This window comes from Shewanella marina JCM 15074 (assembly GCF_000614975.1).
Lineage (GTDB): Bacteria > Pseudomonadota > Gammaproteobacteria > Enterobacterales > Shewanellaceae > Shewanella > Shewanella marina.
This window is the reverse complement of sequence record NZ_BALM01000011.1, coordinates 118,860-142,156: the sequence shown is the minus strand read 5'-3', so window position 1 is coordinate 142,156 and position 23,297 is coordinate 118,860. Positions and strand designations below refer to the sequence as shown.

Annotated in this window: 16 protein-coding genes, 2 tRNA genes and 3 pseudogenes; 1 reads left to right on the top strand and 20 read right to left on the bottom strand. The window is 41.2% G+C overall.

Annotated elements, in window-relative coordinates:
• Positions 1-33: 33 nt before the first annotated feature.
• The 7 genes and pseudogenes from JCM15074_RS10505 to recA form a co-directional block, all read right to left on the bottom strand.
• A tRNA-Arg gene (locus JCM15074_RS10505) sits at positions 34-110 on the bottom strand.
• A 19-nt stretch (positions 111-129) separates the two neighbouring features.
• Positions 130-221: transfer RNA gene (locus JCM15074_RS10500), tRNA-Ser, on the bottom strand.
• Positions 222-668: 447 nt separating this feature from the next.
• Positions 669-866, bottom strand: a complete 198-nt coding sequence (csrA, locus tag JCM15074_RS10495; protein WP_025821163.1) for a carbon storage regulator CsrA — start codon at positions 864-866, stop codon at positions 669-671.
• 120 nt (positions 867-986) lie between these two features.
• Positions 987-2,225, bottom strand: a complete 1,239-nt coding sequence (locus JCM15074_RS10490; protein WP_025821162.1) for an aspartate kinase — start codon at positions 2,223-2,225, stop codon at positions 987-989.
• Positions 2,226-4,846, bottom strand: a pseudogene (gene alaS, locus JCM15074_RS21795) (alanine--tRNA ligase). It abuts the gene before it with no gap.
• Between the two features lie 164 nt (positions 4,847-5,010).
• Positions 5,011-5,457: a regulatory protein RecX gene (locus JCM15074_RS21790; RefSeq protein WP_025821161.1), complete on the bottom strand. Its 447-nt coding sequence runs from the start codon at positions 5,455-5,457 to the stop codon at positions 5,011-5,013.
• Entirely contained in the window at positions 5,454-6,521 is a 1,068-nt protein-coding gene (gene recA / locus JCM15074_RS10475) for a recombinase RecA (protein WP_025821160.1), read from the bottom strand. Before recA ends, JCM15074_RS21790 begins: the two co-directional genes overlap by 4 nt.
• 291 nt (positions 6,522-6,812) lie before the next feature.
• Here recA and mutS point away from each other — a divergent pair.
• Positions 6,813-9,372 (top strand): annotated as a pseudogene (gene mutS / locus JCM15074_RS21785) (DNA mismatch repair protein MutS).
• Between the two features lie 60 nt (positions 9,373-9,432).
• Here mutS and rpoS read toward each other — a convergent pair.
• From rpoS to rlmD, 13 genes and pseudogenes are all read right to left on the bottom strand, one after another.
• Positions 9,433-10,410 (bottom strand): RNA polymerase sigma factor RpoS, encoded by a 978-nt coding sequence (rpoS, locus tag JCM15074_RS10465; protein ID WP_025821159.1) that lies wholly within the window; start codon positions 10,408-10,410, stop codon positions 9,433-9,435.
• 73 nt (positions 10,411-10,483) lie between these two features.
• Positions 10,484-11,332, bottom strand: a complete 849-nt coding sequence (locus tag JCM15074_RS21780) for a peptidoglycan DD-metalloendopeptidase family protein (protein ID WP_037469553.1) — start codon at positions 11,330-11,332, stop codon at positions 10,484-10,486.
• Positions 11,333-11,379: 47 nt separating this feature from the next.
• Positions 11,380-12,014: pseudogene (locus JCM15074_RS21775) on the bottom strand (protein-L-isoaspartate(D-aspartate) O-methyltransferase).
• The gene (gene surE, locus JCM15074_RS10445; RefSeq protein ID WP_025821158.1) at positions 12,011-12,748 is read right to left on the bottom strand and encodes a 5'/3'-nucleotidase SurE; all 738 of its coding nucleotides are present in this window, start codon (positions 12,746-12,748) and stop codon (positions 12,011-12,013) included. Before surE ends, JCM15074_RS21775 begins: the two are co-directional and overlap by 4 nt.
• Positions 12,745-13,812, bottom strand: a complete 1,068-nt coding sequence (gene truD, locus JCM15074_RS10440; protein WP_025821157.1) for a tRNA pseudouridine(13) synthase TruD — start codon at positions 13,810-13,812, stop codon at positions 12,745-12,747. Before truD ends, surE begins: the two co-directional genes overlap by 4 nt.
• 31 nt (positions 13,813-13,843) lie before the next feature.
• Positions 13,844-14,326 (bottom strand): 2-C-methyl-D-erythritol 2,4-cyclodiphosphate synthase, encoded by a 483-nt coding sequence (ispF, locus tag JCM15074_RS10435; RefSeq protein WP_025821156.1) that lies wholly within the window; start codon positions 14,324-14,326, stop codon positions 13,844-13,846.
• An 8-nt stretch (positions 14,327-14,334) separates the two neighbouring features.
• Positions 14,335-15,039 (bottom strand): 2-C-methyl-D-erythritol 4-phosphate cytidylyltransferase, encoded by a 705-nt coding sequence (ispD, locus tag JCM15074_RS10430; protein WP_025821155.1) that lies wholly within the window; start codon positions 15,037-15,039, stop codon positions 14,335-14,337.
• Positions 15,039-15,317, bottom strand: a complete 279-nt coding sequence (ftsB, locus tag JCM15074_RS10425) for a cell division protein FtsB (RefSeq protein ID WP_025821154.1) — start codon at positions 15,315-15,317, stop codon at positions 15,039-15,041. Before ftsB ends, ispD begins: the two co-directional genes overlap by 1 nt.
• Positions 15,318-15,410: 93 nt before the next feature.
• Positions 15,411-16,706 carry a phosphopyruvate hydratase gene (gene eno / locus JCM15074_RS10420; protein ID WP_025821153.1) on the bottom strand — a complete coding sequence of 432 codons (1,296 nt, stop codon included), beginning with the start codon at positions 16,704-16,706 and terminating at the stop codon, positions 15,411-15,413.
• Between the two features lie 111 nt (positions 16,707-16,817).
• Positions 16,818-18,455, bottom strand: coding sequence for a CTP synthase (gene pyrG / locus JCM15074_RS10415; protein WP_025821152.1), 1,638 nt, complete (start codon positions 18,453-18,455; stop codon positions 16,818-16,820).
• 233 nt (positions 18,456-18,688) lie between these two features.
• Positions 18,689-19,495 (bottom strand): nucleoside triphosphate pyrophosphohydrolase, encoded by an 807-nt coding sequence (mazG, locus tag JCM15074_RS10410; RefSeq protein WP_025821151.1) that lies wholly within the window; start codon positions 19,493-19,495, stop codon positions 18,689-18,691.
• On the bottom strand, positions 19,495-21,702 hold the full coding sequence (gene relA / locus JCM15074_RS10405) for a GTP diphosphokinase (RefSeq protein ID WP_025821150.1): 2,208 nt from the start codon (positions 21,700-21,702) through the stop codon (positions 19,495-19,497). Before relA ends, mazG begins: the two co-directional genes overlap by 1 nt.
• A gap of 172 nt (positions 21,703-21,874) precedes the next feature.
• Positions 21,875-23,206: a 23S rRNA (uracil(1939)-C(5))-methyltransferase RlmD gene (rlmD, locus tag JCM15074_RS10400; protein ID WP_025821149.1), complete on the bottom strand. Its 1,332-nt coding sequence runs from the start codon at positions 23,204-23,206 to the stop codon at positions 21,875-21,877.
• Positions 23,207-23,297: the final 91 nt, after the last annotated feature.

Genomic DNA, 23,297 nt, shown 5'->3' with positions numbered 1-23,297 from the left:
CCCGCCGCGATAACTAAATTTTTCCAAGCACAATGGTGCGGGTGAGAGGATTCGAACCTCTGACCGCCTGGTTCGTAGCCAGGTACTCTATCCAGCTGAGCTACACCCGCATATGCGATTGGTAAGAAATGGCGGAGAAGGAGGGATTCGAACCCTCGATGGGAGATAAAGCCCATACTCCCTTAGCAGGGGAGCGCCTTCGGCCACTCGGCCACCTCTCCGTTTCTTGGCGCTCATAATACTGTCTAACGAAAATAAGTCAAACCATTTTTAAAATTCAGAATTCGTTTGAAGCGTTTTTAATCAAATTGTAAAAACTTCAACCAATACAAGAAAGAACCGCCATTTTTAAGCTCATTTTTTCAACTATTTGATTACACTAAAATGTCGAGAGATCGCAATCTTAAGCACTTTTATGATTCATCTCATACCTTAATGTAGATACTTTATATAACAAACGTTCAAATCAAATTGAAATAGCATTAGCTTTACACTTTATATATAGCCCCTCCCCTAATATGACTCGTCACACTAATACTGACATTGCGATGATTTCTGTCATTTCAGTTCAAATAAGGCTATTTCAGAATGACAGCAATGTCATATTGCAGCCATAAAAAAAGCCAGTCATTGACTGGCTTTTTCGACGTGTTCAGGTATAGGCAAACTTAAAAGTTTCCGCCTTCAGAATTTGAACCATTCTTTTCAGACTGAATGCGCTGGTAAATCTCTTCACGGTGAACAGATACTTCTTTTGGTGCATTCACACCAATACGCACTTGATTGCCTTTAACTCCTAACACTGTAACCGTGACTTCATCACCAATCATCAGTGTTTCTCCAACACGACGAGTCAAAATCAGCATTCGATTGCTCCTTAATATTCCTATTTTTGGCTTAATACACGGCTATTGTCCGTTATATGAGCCTATTATAAGGTCAGCTTAGTACAAATTAATAGTATTAATACTAAAACGGTTATTTAATTACGCTTTATTCAACTCAAAAGCATGATGTAACGCCCGAACAGCCTTATGCAAATCCTTTTGTTCGATTATCAGTGACAATTTGATATCTGACGTTGACATTAATCTAGCATGAATCTCATGATCGCCCAAAATTTCAAAAATTTTAGCAACGGTACCAGTTTGCCCTATAACGCCTTTACCTACAATCGATATCTTTACTAAATCAACCTTATAGTCGATTTTAGCAATAGCCATAGATTGACTCAAATTGTCCAATTGAGCGAGTAAAGAAGCCAACAATGACTGGTTAACAACAAAACTCAATTGCGGTACATCGGTATTTAATGAGGTAATTAAATCCGCTTCGATTCCTTGCTGGCTTAGTTGTTGAAATAAATGGCTATGGCTGTCGTTATCAACTTCAGTTAAATCTAACTGCATTAGTACCTGTTGCTGGGCAACAGCAATACCCGCTATTTGGTTATTCAATGTGTTTGGATGATCAAACTCAATCAAAGTTCCAGTACCAGACTCAAAACTTGAAAGCACCCTAAGCTTAACCCCAAAACGCTCTGCATAAGAGACTGAGTCAGGATGTAATACTTTGGCACCTAATCTTGCCATTTCATACATTTCAGAAAAGCTTATTTGATCTAATTTTTTAGCACTGGGTTCAATATTTGGATCCGTGGTAAATACACCGCATACATCAGTATAAATTTGACACTCATCTGCACCAATAGTAGCAGCAATGGCTACCGCTGTTGTGTCAGAACCACCACGGCCTAGTGTGGTAATATCACCATCACCAGTTACCCCTTGAAAGCCGGCAATAACAGGGATTGTTTCAGCCGCTAATAACTCACTAATTTGTGAGCAATCAATTTGTTCAATACTCGCTCGCCCAAACTGATTATTAGTCGTAATAGAAACTTGTGCGCCTGTTAGAGATTTAGCCTTAATACCCCGTTTTTGTAATGCCATCGCCATTAAAGCGATACTAACTTGCTCGCCAGTAGACACTAACATGTCTAACTCACGAGCATTTGCGTGGGGATCAATTTGATCTGCTAACGCAAACAGATGATTAGTTGCACCTGCCATTGCAGATAACACCACCACCTGTTGCTCGCCAGCATGAAACGCATCCGCTATTTTGTCAGCGATGACCTCAATGCGCTCAATCGAGCCCACTGAAGTCCCACCAAACTTTTTAACTAATAGTTTCACCGCACTAGGTTGTACTTGCAAAAGCATTTACAGACGCTCAGTTAACCAAGGCATAACTTGTGCTAAAGCAGCATCAAGGTTTTCAGGCTGACTACCACCTGCTTGTGCCATATCAGGACGACCACCGCCCTTACCACCAACTTGAGCAGCAACCATAGCAACAAGCTCACCGGCCTTAACTTTACCCGTTAAGTCTTTAGTCACACCTGCAATTAGGTTTACTTTAGCATCGCCAGCTAAGCCAAGTAATACAACGCCTGAACCTAGCTTTTGTTTGATTTCATCTTGTAAGCCACGTAATGAACCTGCGTCTACACCAGATAATTTCTTAACCAGTACCTTAACACCGTTAATTTCAATAGCGTCACCCACTAAATCAGCACTTGCCGCAGCAGCCAGTTTATCTTTTAATTGGGCTAACTCTTTTTCAAGTTGCTTAGTACGATCAAGCTGTGCAGCTAACTTAGCAACTACAGATGCGTTATCAGATTTCAACAAGCTTGCAGCTTGTGCAAGTTGATCTTCTTCGTGAGCAACATAATCCATCGCTGCCGCACCGGTAACAGCTTCAATACGACGAATACCCGCAGCAATACCACCTTCAGATACAATCTTAAATAGACCGATATCACCAGTACGACCAACGTGAGTACCACCACATAATTCGATAGAGAAATCACCCATGGTCACAACGCGAACGTTGTCATCATACTTCTCACCAAATAATGCCATTGCGCCTTTGTTCTTCGCTTCTTCAATTGCCATTTCAGCAGTTTCAAGCTTGTGATTACGGCGAATTTGAGTATTAACGATCTCTTCGACTTGCTTTAACTGTTCAGCTTTAACTGCTTCAGTATGCGAAAAGTCAAAACGTAAACGATCAGGGTTAACTAATGAACCTTTCTGAGTCACATGCTCGCCTAGTACTTGGCGTAATGCAGCATGTAATAAGTGAGTCACAGAGTGGTTTAACTGAGTACGGTGGCGACGCTTTTTATCAACTGTAGCAGTCAATGATTGACCCACAACAATTTCACCTACAGTCACGCTACCAATATGGCCTGTAGCTTGACCATACTTTTGTGTATCCGCCACAGTAAATTCAACGCCATCAGCACTAATAGACCTTGGTCGCCTACTTGGCCACCTGACTCACCATAAAATGGGGTACTTGATAGCACAACAACGGCTTTATCACCTGCACTCGCTTTATCAGCTTGCTCACCATCAATATAGATAGCAACAATTTCGCTGTCTGCAGACAATTGTTCATAACCACTAAAATGAGTTTCGCTATCAATTTTTAATGTCGCATTGTAATCAGTGTCAAACTGACCTGCGGCTTTAGCGCGCTGCTTTTGCTCAGCCATTGCCACATCAAAACCAGCTTCATCAACAGTGATATTACGCTCACGACATACGTCAGCGGTTAAATCCATAGGGAAACCATAAGTGTCATATAACTTAAACACGGTTTCACCATCTAAAATATCACCCTCTAGTGAGCTTAGTGCATTATCTAAAATACCTAGACCACGCTCTAGCGTACGAGCAAATTGCTCTTCTTCCGCTTTTAATGCTTTCTCAACGATAGCTTGAGTATCTGCTAACTGCTTAGCTGCATCACCCATCACTTCGATTAAGGTTGGCACTAACTTGTAGAAGAAAGTATCGGTGGCGCCTAACTTATTACCATGACGAACGGCACGGCGAATAATACGGCGTAATACGTAACCACGACCTTCATTTGATGGCATCACACCATCTGCAACTAAAAATGCACATGAACGAATATGATCGGCAATTACTTTTAATGAATTATTTTCAAGATCGTCAGTACCAATAATTTCTGCAGTCTTAGCAATTAGCTTCTGGAAAATATCGATCTGATAGTTTGAATGCACTTTTTGTAGAATTGCAGCAATACGCTCTAAGCCCATACCGGTATCCACAGATGGCTTAGGTAACGGATTCATGGTGCCGTCTGCTTGACGGTTGTACTGCATAAATACAATGTTCCAGATCTCAATAAAGCGATCACCATCTTCTTCAGGCGTACCTGGACGGCCACCCCAAATATGATCGCCATGATCATAGAATATTTCAGTACATGGGCCACAAGGACCGGTATCACCCATTTGCCAGAAGTTATCTGAAGCAAATGCAGCACCTTTATTGTCACCAATACGGATAATGCAATCTTCTGGTACACCGATTTCATTCTTCCAAATATTGAAAGCTTCGTCGTCAGTTTCATACACTGTCACACATAAACGCTCTTTTGGCAGCTTAAGATCTTCAGTTAAGAAGGTCCAAGCAAAGCGAATTGCGTCATGCTTAAAGTAATCACCAAAACTGAAGTTACCTAGCATCTCGAAGAATGTATGATGACGCGCGGTGTAGCCTACGTTATCAAGATCGTTGTGCTTACCACCTGCACGCACACAACGCTGTGATGTGGTCGCTCGAGAATAGTTGCGTTTCTCCATACCAAGAAACACATCTTTAAACTGGTTCATACCAGCATTTGTGAAAAGCAAAGTAGGATCATTACCAGGAACTAGTGAACTGCTGTCCACAACCTGATGACCATTTCTGCGAAAGAAATCTAAAAAAGCACTTCTCAGCTCAGCAGTGGTTTTATACATGAAAACGTCCTGAATTAGGTAAACTCGAAAAATTTAGTGAAGTGTTGCACCTCACTGACAATATTGCCAGCATTATAAGCAGTGCAAGTTGGTTAGACTAGTCCTGAATCAAAGACTATCGATAGTTGAGGGGGTTTTTAATGCAAAAATAGCCAAATTATTGGCTATTGGTCGGGATCATAATCAAGCGCATAAGCAATTTGGTCAAAACTAAAACCTTGACCGACTAAAAATCGAATACGTTTAGCACGCTCTTTAGCCTCAGTAATTGGCTTATCTTGGTATTTTTTTTGCGCTTTCATTCTCGCGAGTTCATACCAATCACAATCAGATTGATCGAATACCTGATTGATAATCTGCTTATCAACACCTTTTTGTGCCAAGGCTTGCTTAATACGGATTGGGCCATGCCCCTTGCTAATATGACTGCGAATAACAATGGCACTGTAACGGCTATCATCAATATAGCCACGCGACTCATATTCAGTGGCGACTTGCTCTGCAATTTCAGCCGAAATCTCTTTTTGTTGTAACTTCAACACCACTTCATGGCGAGAATGATCGCGGCGCGCTAATAGCGCTACCGCGATTTGTCTGGCTTGCTGGATCAGAATACTTCACCAGTTTCTTTATCAAAACCATCAGCAGCGTCACTGCCTGACGCAGCAGCTGCCGCATCTTCTTTATGCAATAACTTGTCGCGTAATGCTTTTTCAATTTCAGCAGCGATTTCTGGGTTTTCAGTCAAGTACTTACCGGCATTAGCGCGACCTTGACCAATTTTATCGCCTTTATAGCTGTACCATGCACCCGCTTTCTCAACAAGTTTATGAGCAACACCTAAGTCAACTAACTCACCAGTACGGTTAATACCACGGCCATATAAAATTTGGAACTCAGCTTGTTTAAAGGGTGCTGCAACCTTGTTCTTCACCACTTTAACGCGAGTTTCGTTACCAACAACTTCATCGCCTTCTTTGATCGCACCAGTACGGCGGATATCTAGACGAACTGACGCATAAAACTTAAGCGCATTACCACCAGTAGTCGTTTCAGGGTTACCAAACATCACGCCAATCTTCATACGAATTTGGTTAATGAAGATAAGTAGTGTATTCGATTGCTTAAGGTTACCAGCAAGCTTACGCATTGCTTGGCTCATCATACGCGCCGCAAGACCCATATGAGAATCACCAATCTCACCTTCAATTTCAGCTTTTGGTGTTAATGCCGCTACAGAGTCAACAATAATGACGTCAACAGCACCAGAGCGAGTTAACGCATCACAGATTTCTAAAGCTTGCTCACCCGTATCAGGTTGTGAACAAAGTAAATTATCAATATCTACACCCAATTTTTGTGCATAGATAGGATCAAGTGCATGCTCTGCATCAATAAAAGCACAAACTTTGCCTTGTTTTTGCGCAGCGGCAATCACTTCTAAAGTTAGTGTTGTTTTACCTGATGATTCTGGACCATAAATCTCAACGATACGGCCCATCGGTAAGCCACCAGCACCCAATGCAACATCAAGAGAAAGCGAGCCTGTTGAAATAGTTTCAACATCCATTGAGCGGTCTTCGCCCAATTTCATAATAGAACCTTTACCAAATTGTTTTTCAATCTGCCCTAACACAGCAGCAAGTGCTTTTTCTTTATTTGGATCTATCTTCATTACTCTTCCCTCTTATGCAGCGATAACGTCGCTAACTAAAGTCGATTACGGTGACATATTTCTAAGTTGCACCTAGTATACTGTACAATCATACAGTATCAAGCCCTGTGATTAAGTTTTTTTCAAATTGCGTTAATCGGTGATATATCCCCAAGCGACTTGACGTTACAGAATTCAGATTACTTCAATTGTTCTAATGCAGATAATGACAACTAAATAGGGTAGAATCTGCTGCATTGCCTCACGACATACCCTGTCGTTTATTATTATTGAGCAGACTTAATAGACACTATGACTGATATCTCGAATTTAGAAAAACATACGCCGATGATGCGTCAATACCTAACCATGAAAGCAGCACACCCTGATATGTTGCTATTTTATCGTATGGGTGACTTTTATGAACTGTTTCATGATGACGCTAAAAAAGCATCTGAAATGTTAGGTATTTCGCTCACTGCACGAGGTAAAAGTGGCGGCGATCCTATTCCAATGGCAGGTATTCCTTACCATGCTGTTGAAGGCTATTTGGCAAAGTTAGTTCAGATTGGTCAATCGGTAGCAATCTGCGAGCAAATTGGCGACCCAGCCACCTCAAAGGGACCAGTTGAACGTAAGGTTGTCCGTATTGTGACGCCAGGTACCTTAACCGATGAGGCTTTATTACAAGAGCGTCAAGACAATCTGTTAGCCGCAGTTTATCAAGGAAAAATCGGCTATGGTTATGCGACACTTGATGTTGCTTCTGGTCGCTTTGTTATTTGCGAGCTTGAAACACAAGAAGCATTAGAAGCAGAATTACAACGTACCAACAGTTGAACTCCTATATAGCGAAGATTTCGCAGAGCTCAGCCTAATCGAACACTGCAAAGGTAAGCGTCGTCGCCCTGAATGGGAGTTTGACTACGACACTTCTATACATCTGTTATTAGCTCAGTTTGGTACTAAAGATTTACACGGTTTTGGTATCGGTGATGCACGCCTTGCACTGCAAGCTGCCGGCTGTTTAATGCAGTACGTCAAAGATACCCAACGTACAGCGCTGCCACATATTAATTCTATTATTCGCATTAACCAAACTGACAGTATTGTATTAGATGCCGCAACTCGCCGTAACTTAGAGTTAACCATCAATTTAAGTGGTGGCCGTGAAAACACCCTTGCAGCAGTAATCGATAATACGGCTACGCCAATGGGCAGTCGTATGCTACAGCGTTGGATCCATCAGCCATTAACCGATCACAACAAGATTATTGCACGCCAACAGGCGGTACAAACGCTCTTGAGTTCAGGTGATTTTGAAGCCTTACATGAACAACTTAAAGCCTTAGGCGATGTTGAACGTATTATGGCGCGTCTTGCCATAAGAAGTGCTAGACCAAGAGACTTTGCCCGCTTACGCCAAGCGTTAGCACTATTGCCTGAAATACAGCAATTACTCAGCCAAACTCAATGCCAATATTTACAAGATCTGGCCGTTAAATTAGGTGAATTCCCAGAAGAACACCAATTACTAGAACGTGCAATTATTGATAATCCTCCGGTATTAATCCGTGATGGTGGTGTGATCCGTAATGGTTATAACAGTGAACTAGATGAATGGCGTCATTTAAGTGATGGTGCAACGGATTATCTTGCAGAAATGGAAGCAAGAGAAAAAGCACAAACAGGTTTATCAACGCTAAAAGTAGGTTACAACCGTGTACATGGCTACTACATTGAAGTGAGTCGCCGTGAGTCTGATGATGTGCCATTAAGTTACCAGCGTCGTCAAACCCTTAAAAACACGGAACGCTACATCACCCCAGAATTAAAAGAACACGAAGAAAAAGTACTTTCTAGCCAAGGGCGTGCATTAGCACTAGAAAAGAAACTGTGGGAAGAGTTATTCGATCTTATTTTACCTAAATTACACCTATTACAGCTCTTTGCTCAAGCTGCTGCGGAATTAGATGTCCTCAGCAACTTTGCAGAACGTGCTGAAGTGCTTAACTATCAATGCCCGCAATTAACGACGCAATCAGGTATCAATATTACTGAAGGTCGTCACCCAGTTGTTGAACAAGTGAGCCAATCACCGTTTATCGCCAATCCGGTTAATCTTAATAACCAGCGTAAAATGCTAATTGTTACAGGCCCAAACATGGGCGGTAAATCTACCTATATGCGTCAAACGGCATTAATCACGCTCATGGCACATATTGGCTGTTTTGTACCAGCGACTCAAGCTGTTATTGGTCCAATTGATCGTATATTCACCCGAATTGGTGCATCAGATGATTTAGCTTCTGGCCGTTCAACCTTTATGGTCGAAATGACTGAAACCGCCAATATTTTGCACAATGCCAGCGCCAATAGTTTGGTATTAATGGATGAAATTGGTCGTGGTACATCAACCTATGATGGTTTATCACTAGCATGGTCTGCGGCAGAGTATCTCGCTAAGAAAGTGAAGGCGATGACCTTATTTGCTACTCATTACTTTGAATTAACAAGCCTGCCTGAATTACTTGATAATGTGCATAATGTCCATTTAGATGCCATTGAACATGATGACACTATCGCCTTTATGCACGCGGTACAAGAAGGTGCAGCAAGCAAGAGCTATGGTTTGCAAGTAGCTGCGCTGGCTGGTGTACCGAGTACAGTGATAAAAGCAGCAAAACGAAAATTACAACAATTGGAACAGCGTGATGTGCGCAGTGATGCGATGCCTATCCAGCAAAGTCTAAGCCTAGCAGAACCGGAACGTTCAATGGTTGCACTAGAATTAGATAATGTTAAGCCTGATGAGTTAAGCCCACGTCAGGCATTGGATTTAATTTATCGCTTAAAACAATTAAATCAGTAGTATTAAAAACAAAAAGCACATCTAAGGATGTGCTTTTTAATCTCTAGTACCGAGTAAAGACTATGATTTAAATAATGCTTCTACTGACAAACCTTGCTCGCTGAGTAAATCACGTAAACGGCGTAATGCTTCTACTTGTATTTGTCTCACTCGTTCTCGTGTTAAACCGATTTCAGTACCTACATCTTCTAAGGTTGATGGCTCATACCCCATCAAACCAAAACGGCGAACTAATACTTCTCGTTGTTTTACATTGAGTTCATTTAGCCATTTTACTACAGACTCTGAAATATCATCTGTTTGCACTTTGTGATCTGGTCCTACTTGATCATCATCAGCAATCACATCGAGTAGTGCTTTATCATTCTCACCACCTAACGGTGTATCAACAGAAGTAATACGCTCATTCAACTTAAGCATTTTGCTGACATCACTGCTTGGTAAGTCGAGTTTATCTGCAATTTCTTCTGCTGTAGGCTCATGATCTAACTTATGAGCTAATTCACGAGCAGTACGCAAATATACATTTAACTCTTTGACCACATGAATAGGCAAACGAATCGTACGGGTTTGATTCATAATGGCACGTTCAATCGTCTGTCGAATCCACCAAGTTGCATAGGTTGAAAATCTAAACCCTTTTTCAGGATCAAATTTTTCTACCGCACGGATCAGACCTAGGTTACCTTCTTCAATTAAATCGAGTAAGGCCAGACCACGATTGTTATAACGCCTCGCAATTTTAACAACAAGTCGCAAATTGCTTTCAATCATGCGATTACGTGATTTTTCACAACCTTTTAATGCTTTACGAGAAAAAAAGACTTCTTCTTCCGCACTTAGCAGTGGCGAGAAGCCAATTTCACTCAAATAGAGCTGTGTCGCATCTAGGTTTTTCTGGATATCAGTTTGAGTCTGTTGTTCTAACTCTGAATTATTCTCTTGTTCAGATGCAGTTGTTTTTTTAGCATGCCCAGTTTTTACGGCGTCAACTGGATATTCTGATAGTGCTGATGAACTATTAGATTTCTGTACCATAAACGTCTCCCAAATTTAGCAGATAAAATCACGTCTTAACCGACACTGATGCCAAATTGGCGACTAAACACAATTAGTGCTTAGGTAAAAAATTGAGGGGATTTACCGACTTCCCGTGGTAACGGATTTCAAAATGTAACATCACTTTATTCGTCCCTGAACTTCCCATCGTAGCAACCATTTGGCCAGCTTTAACAAACTGCTTCTCTTTTACTGTAATCTTTTCAGCATGTGCATAAGCGCTGAGGTAATCATCGTTATGTTTAATAATAACCAAGTTACCGTAACCTCTTAATGCACTACCAGCATAAACAACACGTCCTGCAGCAGCAGCTGTTATCGGCTCACCACGTTTACCAGCAATTTTGATGCCATTTCGGCCTTGTTCTGTTGCTGAGAAGTATCCGATAACTCGACCTTTCGCCGGCCAGTACCATTGTTTTACCGTTTGATCGGTTGATGCACTTTGGTTAACTTTGTTTACAGATTGTTGCTTAACTTCAGAATACTGAGCTTTATCTTTGGGTTCAAGTGGTTTTTGACTGTTAGACTTTGGTCTAATATTGGTAGTACTTTGTTTTTTATCTACTTTCTTTTTAGGGGGCTGAGATGTAGTACCAGTTGATGGCTTATTTGGCGTTTTTTTATACGAAAGACTCAGTAACTGACCAGGGTAAATAGTATATGGCTCTTTTAAATCATTCAATCGTGCGACTTCTTGGAAATTCTTATCTGCGCCCCAAGCAATTGAATATAAAGTGTCACCTTTTTGGACTCGATACTGGCTGGTTCGAATACTCCCTTTGCCAATACTTGGTTGCAGATCATTAGATAAGCTCACCACTGGCGCAGGACGAGTCGCTTGAAAACTACAACCACTGATAAGCAACAGCATAATAAATACAATGCTTAATCTATTCATTAACGGCACTTCTCTACAATCATCAACAGCATCGAAATTAAAAACCCTTAAGCTAGACCGCCATTCACTAATGGCACAAATTTAACAGCTTCAATCACGGTTGAGAAAAATTGATCTTGGCTACGTTCAACACATAATAATTGCTGCTGCAGTTCACCAACAGGAATAATCAAACGGCCACCATCTTGCAATTGTAGCAACAATGCCTGCGGTATCTCTTTAGCGGCAGCAGTAACGATAATGCATCAAATGGGCCTCTATTAGCCCATCCTTGCCAACCATCGGCATACTTATAAGCAATATTATGCAAATCAAGACGCTTTAAGCGCATTCGTGCTTTAATTTGTAACGCTTTGATTCGCTCAACCGTAAATAGTTGTTCAACCAGTGGCGCGAGTATTGCGGCTTGATAACCAGAACCTGTACCTATTTCTAATACTTTATAAGCTGGCTTTTGCAATAAAATTTCGGTCATTCGAGCAACAATATATGGCTGTGAAATGGTTTGACCTAAACCTATCGGTAATGCCGTATTTTCATAAGCTTTATGCGCAAGGGCGTCATCTACAAATAATTCTCTAGGCGTATTAGCTATAACGTTTAACACCTGCTCATTAGCAATACCTGCTTGTCTAAGCTTATCTGTTAAGTTTTTAGCTGCCGCAGTAGAGATGAATCTCATAAATGTGCTACCCACTCTTGTAATGGTGTTATTTTTTTATATGCCGTTAAATCAACCGTTAATGGTGTGATAGAAACATACCCTGCCGCAATCGCAGCAAAATCGGTATCATCATTGCGATCATCTGGTTGACCTAATGCCCCTAACCAATAAATATCCCTGCCAGCAGGATCTTGCTGGCAAATAATATCAGCAGCAGGCTTTCTCACGCCTAATCGAGTAACCTTTATCCCTTTAATTTGCGCTAATGGCAAATCTGGAACATTTATATTTAAAATCTGATTGCTATCTAACGGTATAGAATTGAGCGCATTCACTATTTTCAAGGTATATACTGCTGCCGTTTGATAGTGTTGCTTACCCACTAATGAAACAGCAATTGCTGGTAACCCTAAAAAACGCCCTTCTATTGCAGCGCCTACCGTACCAGAATATAAAGTATCATCCCCTAAATTAGCACCAGCATTGATACCCGATATAACAAGATCAGGTTGATATAATTCTCGAACACCGATATGGACACAATCAGCAGGAGTACCACTACAAGCAATCTGAAGCTCAGATAAATGCTGCATACGGACAGGATTAATTAACGTTAGCGCGGTACTTGCACCTGAACAGTTGCGGTCAGGTGCAATCATCATTACCTCAGCAAATTCAGATAATGTTTGTGCCAGTATATTAATTCCTGGTGCTAAAACACCATCATCATTGCTAAGTAATATCTTCATTATGCTTGTGATTGCTCAGCTAACTGTTGAGCGCGGCGCTCTTTAAATAAACGTTCTTGCACGTCTTCATAATTAACCAATTCACGCAATACTGAAGTCGCAAAACTACCAGCTGGCAGCATAAACTCAACAGTAATAACATCACCTTCAACACGGTGCTTTAACCCTTGCGGAATTAACAGTAATGGGCGGCGCTCTTGATCTAAACCAGCCATTTCTAAACCATTGCAATCTGCTGCTAAATCTTCAATTGCTTTAGCTTCCATCATTGCAGCATCTGCTTGTGCTAATGGTAAACCACGACCCCACATAGGTGCAGATAATTGAATATCATGTTCTGCTAAACGCTTATTTAACGCATCATCCCACTGCTCAGCGACAAAATAGCTTTTGCTACCCGCTAACATGACACAGTCGCCAGTGATCGTAGCTACACCATACTGTGCTAAACGATATGAAACCACTTGGTTAAATAAGTTAGAGCGCACGGCTGATAAATACATGCTGCGCTTATTACGGTCTTTAACTTTACGGCCTTCAAACATTTGGCGGCCAAATACTAGGTTTTTACCGTCATGCCCAAAGCGCTGTTCACCAAAATAGTTAGGTACACCTGTTACTGCAATTTTTTCTAATCGGGCAAGCAGTTGATCCATATCGCTGACATTACGTAGTGTTAGCTCAAAACGGTTACCCACTAAAGCACCAATACGTAATTTTTTAGTATGACGAGATGCGGTCATAATGGTCAATTGATCGCTATTTAAACTCATCCAATCTGGTGTTTCTTTGCCTGGAATACGGATGCCGAACCACTGTTCAGTGACCGCATTTTTATCTTTCTGACCTGCGTAAGTCACCTCTTTTGGATGTACCTTAGCAAATTTAGCTAACATCTCAGCGACTTGAACGGTATTAAGACCATCTTTACGTACATGTAATAGGTGATGTTCGCCTTCACCTGTCGGTAAAAATGGCAAAATCTCCTTCACGATAAAATCGCTATTATGAGTACGAAGATCGGCTGTAGCCGTAGGTTGTTCAAAAAGATAATGTAATGAATTCATGGTATTTTCTATATATTAAACGTAATTTTGGTTACGCTGACTTAATCATTAGTACGACTGACTCAACAGCGATACCTTCTTTACGACCAGTAAAGCCAAGCTTTTCTGTCGTTGTCGCTTTGACATTAATATTGTCAATATCTGTCGCCAAATCTAGCGCAATGCATTCACGCATAGCACTAATATAAGGCAACATCTTTGGTGCTTGTGCAATAATGGTGACATCTAAATTACCAATTACAAAGCCTTTTTGAGTAGCTAACTGATAACAATGCTTCAATAATTGACGACTATCAGCACCTTCAAATTCGCTATCGGTATCAGGAAAATGCTTACCAATATCTCCTAATGCCATTGCACCAAGAATAGCATCTGTCACAGCGTGTAATACAACATCACCATCAGAATGGGCAATCAATCCCATATCATAGGCAACTTCAATTCCGCCAAGCATTAACGGTTTATTACCGCCAAATTTATGCACATCAAACCCATGACCAATACGTATATTCATCAGACTTCCTATTTATTGTGTATTTGCGATAAAAACAGCTGAGCAAGTGCTAAATCATCTGGGTGTGTCACTTTAATGTTATCACTACGCCCACTCACTAATCCTGGGTGCTCACCCGCCCATTCCATCGCCGATGCTTCATCAGTAATCGTTGCACCATTCGCTAAACCATTTAATAAGTTTTGGCGCAACTTGGCCGCCGGAAACAGCTGTGGTGTCAATGCGTGCCATAATTGCTCTCGACAAACGGTATGGTCAATCACACCATCTGTAGATGCTCGCTTCATCGTATCACGTACCGGGCTTGCTAAGATGGCTCCTTGCGGAAATTGCTCTCTTGCTGCCAGCAATTTATCAATATCGCTATGGGTTAAACAGGGCCTCGCCGCATCATGCACCATAGCCCAAGCATTATCGGCACATTGATTCATCGCCGCTAATACTGAATCAGCTCGTTGACCACCACCAATCACTGTAATTAATTTAGGATGCTTAGCTTGAGTTAAGCTTGCAAAAAATTGATCTTCAGGATGCAAAGCGACAATCACTTGATCCACTTGCGGATGACTCAATAAGGTATCTAAGGTGTGCGCTAAAATGGACTGCTCACCTAACAATAAATATTGTTTAGGTTTGTCTGCCTGCATACGCGCACCAATGCCAGCAGCGGGCACGATAGCAACAACAGCTTGCTTACTCACATTAAACTCCATTACTTGACCGGTTCTACAACACGATAAAAAGTTTCACCTTTTTTAACCATACCCAGTTCATTACGAGCACGCTCAGCCAATGCACCAGTACCGCTTCTTAAATCAGTGATCTCTTCTTTGAGTACCTGATTACGAGCAACCAACTGGCCATTATTTTGTTGCTGCAATTGAATTTGATGAGACAAATTAAAATACTCAGGCAGACTATTCTCACCGAACCATAGTCGATGCTGCATTACACCAAGTAATAGCAGTAATACAAACAAGAAACGTTTCATAATCAGCGTCTGGTTATCGTTTAAGTAAAATTGCTACGATCATACAACAAAAAAGGCCACCTAGTGGTGGCCTTTTAACGGAAAAGCTAATTTTTATGCTTGGCCTTTCAACTCAATACGACCGCGGTAAGGTACATTGTCACCTAACTGCTCTTCAATACGAAGTAATTGGTTGTATTTCGCAACACGGTCAGAACGGCATAATGAACCCGTTTTGATTTGACCTGCACAAGTACCAACGGCTAAATCAGCAATTGTTGAATCTTCAGTTTCACCGCTACGGTGTGAAATCACAACAGTATAACCTGCGTCTTTCGCCATGCGAATAGCTGCTAAAGTCTCAGTTAAAGAACCGATTTGGTTTAGCTTGATTAAGATAGAGTTCGCGATGTTATTATCAATACCACGCTTGAAAATCTTAGTGTTAGTTACAAACAGATCATCACCGACTAGCTGTAGCTTGTCGCCCATGATTTCAGTTTGATATGCCCAACCATCCCAATCAGATTCATCTAAGCCATCTTCAATAGAAAGAATTGGGTATTCTTCAGCTAATGATTTTAGGAAATCAGAGAATTCGTTGGCAGTGAACACTTTACCTTCACCAGCAAGATCATACTTACCATCTTTATAGAATTCAGAAGCTGCGCAATCTAGTGCTAAAGACACATCTTTACCTAGAATATAACCCGCTTGCTCTACTGCATTCTTGATCACAGCAAGTGCTTCAGCATTTGAAGAAAGGTTTGGAGCGAAACCACCTTCATCACCTACAGAAGTACTTAAACCCTTTGCACTTAATACTTTCTTAAGTGTATGGAAGATTTCAGAACCCATACGCAGCGCTTCACGGAAGTTAGGCGCACCGATTGGTTGGATCATGAACTCTTGGATATCAACGTTATTATCAGCATGCTCGCCGCCATTTAGAATGTTCATCATAGGAACAGGCATAGAGTACTGACCCGCAGTGCCATTTAATTCCGCAATATGTGCGTATAAAGGCATACGTTTATGAGCTGCGGCTGCTTTTGCTGCTGCAAGTGATACAGCTAGAATTGCGTTAGCACCTAGCTTATCTTTGTTTTCGGTACCATCAAGATCAATCATAATTTGATCTAATTGGGCTTGCTCAGTTGCATCTTGACCGATAACTGCATCACGGATTGGTCCGTTAATATTTGCAACTGCCGTCAATACACCTTTACCCATGTAGCGAGCTTTGTCACCATCACGCAGTTCTAATGCTTCACGGCTACCAGTTGATGCACCAGATGGTGCAGCAGCCATGCCGACAAAACCGCTGTCTAAATGTACTTCAGCTTCTACGGTTGGGTTTCCGCGAGAATCCATGATCTCACGACCAATGACGTTAATAATCTTAGCCATAATGCCCTCGATTTAAAAATAAAAGTTAAATGTAAAACTCAAACTCTTTCGACAAACTTAGACTTACAAAAAATAAGGCCGCATCCTCACGGATCCGGCCTCAGTATTCAATTATTTAACTTCACGCTTTTGATGCGCCATTGCTGCGGCTACAAAGCCTTCAAACAATGGATGTCCATCACGAGGAGTTGATGTAAACTCAGGATGGAACTGACCAGCAACAAACCAAGGGTGATTTGGTAGCTCAATCATCTCAACCAACTTACGGTCAGCTGATAAACCACTAAATACTAAACCGGCTTGTTGTAAGCGCTCAATATAGTTGTTGTTTACTTCATAACGGTGACGGTGACGTTCAACACAAGTTTCAGAACCGTATGCTAATGCCGCCTTAGTACCATCAACTAGATGACAAAGCTGTGCGCCTAAACGCATAGTACCACCTAAGTCTGATGCTGCATCACGTTGCTCAACATCACCTTCTTCATTGATCCACTCAGTGATAAGACCAATTACTGGATGCTCACAACCAGGCTTGAATTCAGAAGAATGTGCGCCAGCTAAGTTAGCTACGTTACGCGCAAATTCGATTAGCGCAACTTGCATACCTAAACAGATACCGAAGTATGGTAGGTTATTTTCACGAGCAAATTTTGCAGCAAGGATCTTACCTTCTACACCACGCTCACCGAAACCACCTGGGACTAAGATACCGTCTAAGCCTTGAAGAACTTCTTCACCTTTAGCTTCAACTGTTTGTGAATCAATATACTTGATGTTCACAGATACGCGGTTCTTTAAACCTGCGTGCTTTAATGCTTCGTTTACAGACTTATATGCATCTGGTAGTTCAATATATTTACCCACCATACCAATGGTCACTTCAGCGTTTGGATTCGCTTCTTGGTAAATTACATTTTCCCACTCAGATAAGTCTGCTTCAGCACAATCAATGTTGAAACGCTTAACTACGATTTCATCTAGACCTTGTGAACGTAGTAACGCAGGGATCTTATAGATGCTATCAACATCTTTTAATGAAATAACAGCGCGTTCTTCAACATTACAGAATAATGAGATCTTTGCTTTTTCGTTAGATGGAATTGCACGATCACCACGACAAATAAGAATGTCTGGCGCAATACCAATTGAGCGTAATTCTTTAACAGAATGCTGAGTTGGTTTAGTTTTAACTTCACCAGCTGCGCCTAAGAAAGGTACTAATGTTAAATGCATAAACAAAGTACGCTCACGGCCTAACTCAACACCTAATTGGCGAATAGACTCTAAGAATGGTAGTGATTCGATATCACCTACCGTACCGCCAATTTCAACGATACATACATCATGACCTTCGCCGCCCGCCAGCACTTTCTCTTTGATTGCGTTAGTAATATGAGGAATAACCTGAATGGTTGCACCTAAATAATCACCACGACGCTCTTTACGTAATACTTCTTCGTAAATACGACCAGTCGTAAAGTTATTACGACGGTTCATCTTAGTACGGATGAAACGCTCATAGTGACCTAAGTCAAGATCCGTTTCAGCGCCGTCTTCGGTCACGAATACTTCACCATGCTGAGTCGGACTCATAGTACCCGGATCAACGTTAATATAAGGATCCAGCTTCATGATAGTTACATTTAAGCCGCGAGCCTCTAAAATTGCAGCTAGTGATGCTGCTGCAATGCCTTTACCTAGTGAAGAAACAACTCCACCAGTAACGAAGATATACCTTGTAGTCATGTTGAACCTGAGAAAATGAGTTTGAAAAATGTGCTCGTAATAAAGCACTAGGACGGGGCGACAGTCTACCAAAGTAAGCCCGCTTCGACAAATAAGATTTCACATTAAATGTAAAATTCCGCCAAATTTCATTAAAAATCCATATTAAGCTGATGAATCAACGCTTATTTAATTTTAACTGATATTCATCTTATAACTTGTTATACCAATCACATTTAGCAAGGTGAACAATATTATTTGATTTCAGCAGATTTCACTTGTTGCCAGTATAGCTCTAATTCGTCCAAAGTGTGCTGTTGCATCGGCTTTTGCTGTGTAGCCGCTAATGCTTCAACACCACGAAAACGTCGCTCAAATTTACTATTTGCTTGTCGCAACGCTTGTTCAGGCTCAACACCTAAATGCCGCGCCATGTTAACCACAGCAAATAATAGATCGCCAACTTCCTCTGTAATTCGAGTCGATGAACGAGCAGGCATATTGACCTCCTCCATCACTTCATCAATCTCTTCATAGACTTTAGCGACTACGGGCGGCAATTCATCCCAATCAAAGCCCACTTGCGCAACTCGCTTTTGGATCTTCATCGAACGCGATAATGCTGGCATCGCTTGAGGAATATCATCTAATAGCGAGTATTGTTGCTGCTCGGCACGCTCAGTTGACTTAAGCGTTTCCCATTGCAGCTTTAACTCCTTGCTTGATAAGGGCTTGCTTGAATCAACAAAGACATGCGGATGACGACTAATTAACTTATTAGAGATACGTTCCACTACCGTACCAAAATCAAACATGCCCTGCTCTTGCGCAAGTTGGCAATAAAATACGACTTGAAACAGTAAATCACCTAACTCAGAAGGCAATGCTTGCCAATCAGCTCGCTCAATAGCATCTGCAACTTCATAGGCCTCTTCCAATGTAAAGGGCACAATAGAACCAAAGTTTTGTGCTAAATCCCAATCACAGCCAGACTTAGGATCTCTAAGTTTGGCCATAATATTGAGTAATGTTTGAATATCACTAGTTACTTGCATAGTCATTAATAACGTTGCGCCTGAATAACACCATTTAACTGATTTAGCTTGGTCAAAACTCTGGCTAACACATCTAAATTAGACAGTTCTAACTCCAAATCGACAGTCGCAGTTTGAGTTTTAGTATCAGTCGCAGTATTCATTGACTGTACTCCTGACTTTTCGGTTGCAAGTATGGTGGTAATATCTTTCAACAAACCATTACGATCATTAGCAATAATCCGAACCCGAATTTTAAAGCCACCACCATAGTCATCGCCCCAAATAACGTCAACAGCACGTTCAGGATGTACTCTGGTTAACTCTTTAACCTGTTCACAATCAGCACGATGTACTGAAATACCACGACCTTTGGTAATAAAACCAAAAATTTCATCACCTGGCACAGGGCGACAGCACTTAGCAATGTGACTTAATAAGTTACCAACACCATTAACCTCAACCTGACTACGAGACTTCAATGCCTGCTTGGCTTGGGTCTTTTTAACTAAATCTTCAAGTACTTCAGCTTCAGTCTGCTCATCAAGGCGTAGGTGTGACTGCACATAGTTAACCACCTGATTAAGCTTTAAATCACCCGCGCCTACCGCAGCTAATAAATCATCCATTGATTGCAAGTTAAAGCGTTCAACCGCTGAATTGGCATCTTTTAGCTTAAGATTGAGCTTGGTTAACTCAACTTCAAGCATCTCCCGTCCCAATGGAATATTTTTCTCTTTATCTTGTTGCTTAAACCAATGCAAAATTTTAGAGCGGGCACGAGATGATTTGATATAGCCCATACTCGGGTTAATCCAATCTCGTTTAGGGTTCGCTTGTTTTGCAGTAATAATCTCAATGCGCTCACCCGTTTCCACTTGGTAGGTAAATGGCACAATACGACCATCCACTTTAGCACCAATACAACGATGTCCGACTTGCGAGTGAATATAGTAAGCAAAATCAAGTACCGTTGAACCTAATGGCAAATCAACGACTTCACCGGTTGGGGTAAAGACATAAACGCGATCTTCAAATACCTGACTACGGATCTCTTCAACCAAATTACCGCTTTCAGCCACATCTTCTTGCCACTGTAAAATCTTACGCAGCCAATTAATTTTTTCTTCGTAACCGCTTTGCTTACCAGAAAGGTTACCTTCTTTATATTTCCAGTGTGCGGCAACCCCCAGTTCAGCATCATCATGCATCTCTTGGGTACGGATCTGAATTTCAACCGTTTTCCCTTCTGGGCCAACAACAACCGTATGGATAGATTGATAACCATTGGGTTTCGGGTTTGCAACATAATCATCAAACTCGCGCGGAATATGATGCCACATGGTATGTACCACACCTAAAGCACCATAACAGTCTTGCAGACGTTCAGTCACAATACGCACTGCGCGCACATCAAAAAGCTCATCAAACTTCAGCGACTTGCCTTTCATTTTGCGCCAGATACTATAAATATGTTTAGGTCGACCATAGACTTTTGCTCGAATTTGGTCAGCATCTAAACGTTGTTGTAACTCTGTCACAAAGTTATCAATAAACACTTCGCGATCAAGTCGCTTACCATCTAACTGCTTTGCAATTTCTTTGTAGGTATCAGGGTGTAAATAGCGGAATGAAATATCTTCTAATTCCCACTTTAATTGACCAATACCAAGTCGGTTCGCCAGTGGGGCATAGATATCTGCAATTTCTCTTGCTAACGCAACTCGTGTTGCTTCATCTGCGTTTTTAACAATACGCAATAAGCAAACTCGCTCTGCAAGCTTAATCACAACAGCGCGCACATCTTCAACCATAGCCAACAGCATACGTCTGATGGTATCAATTTGCGGCTCAGTTGCACGCGCCTGCTTATCTAGGCTTAAACTACTAATACCATTCATGGTTACCACGCTGTCTACCAGCGCAGTCAGTTCAGCACCAAAGTTTTCTTCTAAGTTATCGTGTGTAATTACCCCAGCTTCAATCGCCAAAAACAGCACTGATGCCTGCAGGGTCTCAATGTCCATATTGAGTGGCGCTAAAATCTCAATCATCTCACGCGCGCGCTCAATAAATGCACGGCGATCTTCTGGATGATCAAATTCCATCGCGTCGATTTGTTGCATTAACTGTAATAGCATTAATGCTTCATCGGTATCACTGACGTAACGATTTACCCATTCATCCAAATGGAAATCGGGATCATTAAAATGTGCTTCTCTAACTGATACCATGGGTGTTTTTCCTTAACATTACAACGAAGTTCTCTCTCTCAAATCCTATTCTGTAGTTTGCCATTAAATTGTCAAACGATATCACCTATATCTTGAATAATGATGAAATATTAATATAGAACTATCAACCAAATCGATTTATTACTGAATAAAACTCATTTTTAATCAGTTTTTACTTTAATTCAAATAATGCCATAGCTTCAATGTGATGCGTCTGTGGGAACATATCCACTAAACCAAGACGTTTAAGCTGATATCCTTGTGCGAATAATTCTGCGCTATCACGAGCTAAGCTGGCAGGATTACAAGACACATATAAGACCTTTTTCGGTTGCATCTTTTTAAGCCAAGCTAAAGATTCATAAGCACCAGCACGAGCGGGATCAAGTAGCAACTTATCAACTTTCTGCAACCAAGCCTCACCACTTAAATCCGCACTCAAATCCGCATGATAAAAAGCCGCATTAGTAATATTATTTGCCTTAGCATTGGCCGTCGCTTGCGCAACCATTTCAACCACGCCCTCAACACCAATCACCTGCTTTACATGCTGTGCTAATGGCAAACTAAAATTACCTACACCACAAAATAGATCAAGTACCGTATCTTGTGGCTGAACATCTAACCAAGTTAATGCTTGCTTAACCATTTGTTGATTTACAGAGCCATTAACTTGGATAAAGTTCCCCGGCTTAAACTGAAGTTTGAGCTGCTTCTCAAGTTGATAATAAGGAAGGCTAAACTCACCTTCAATTGCGCTACATTGTCCTTCATTATCTTGTAGCAATAATTCAACTTGTTGCAGTTTAGCAAAGTCAATTAATAGCTGTTTATCTTTGTTTTTAAGGGCTTTAGTAATACGTAAAACAGCAACTTTACCGCTTTCAACCTCAAACAGTTCTAAATGCCCAAGCAAGCTCTTATCTGATAATTGACCAAGCACTTGTCCAAAAGGGGCAATCAGTTTTGACAATGAATCAGGTAGTACTGGACATTGTCTAATACTGATCACTTTAGTTGAGTTTTTACCACGAAAACCTACCGTTAATTGACGGCTTTGCTTATCAAACCAAATCGCTAAACGTGCACGACGACGATACTGCCACGCTTGTTCAGCAATCGATGTTTGCATAGTATCAAGTTCACAACCACTGAATTTAGCCATTAGCTGCGTTAATGTTTGTTGCTTGTATTCACGTTGAGCATCGAGTTGCAAATGTTGCAAATCACAACCACCACATTGTTGGTAATGTGGACAATCGGGTTGCTGACGTAATTCGCTCGCCGTTTCAATCTTAATTAATTTTGCTTTAGCATAGGTTTTTTTCTGTTCAACTAGCTGCGCTAATACAGTTTCTCCAGGCAAGGCGCCGGCAATAAATACCACTTTGCCCTGATGCTGAGCAATACCAGCACCTAAATGATCCAATTGCGTGACTGATAAATTAACCTTGCTCGACAACTGTTTCGATTTATTGGGTTGTGCTTTAAAAAATTGTGCCATGGAGGTCTCTATTTTAATAATTAACTAACACCGACTCGCCAGTTTCTGGCAGTCTATGACTTATATCTCTAAAAAATATGCTAGGAACTTA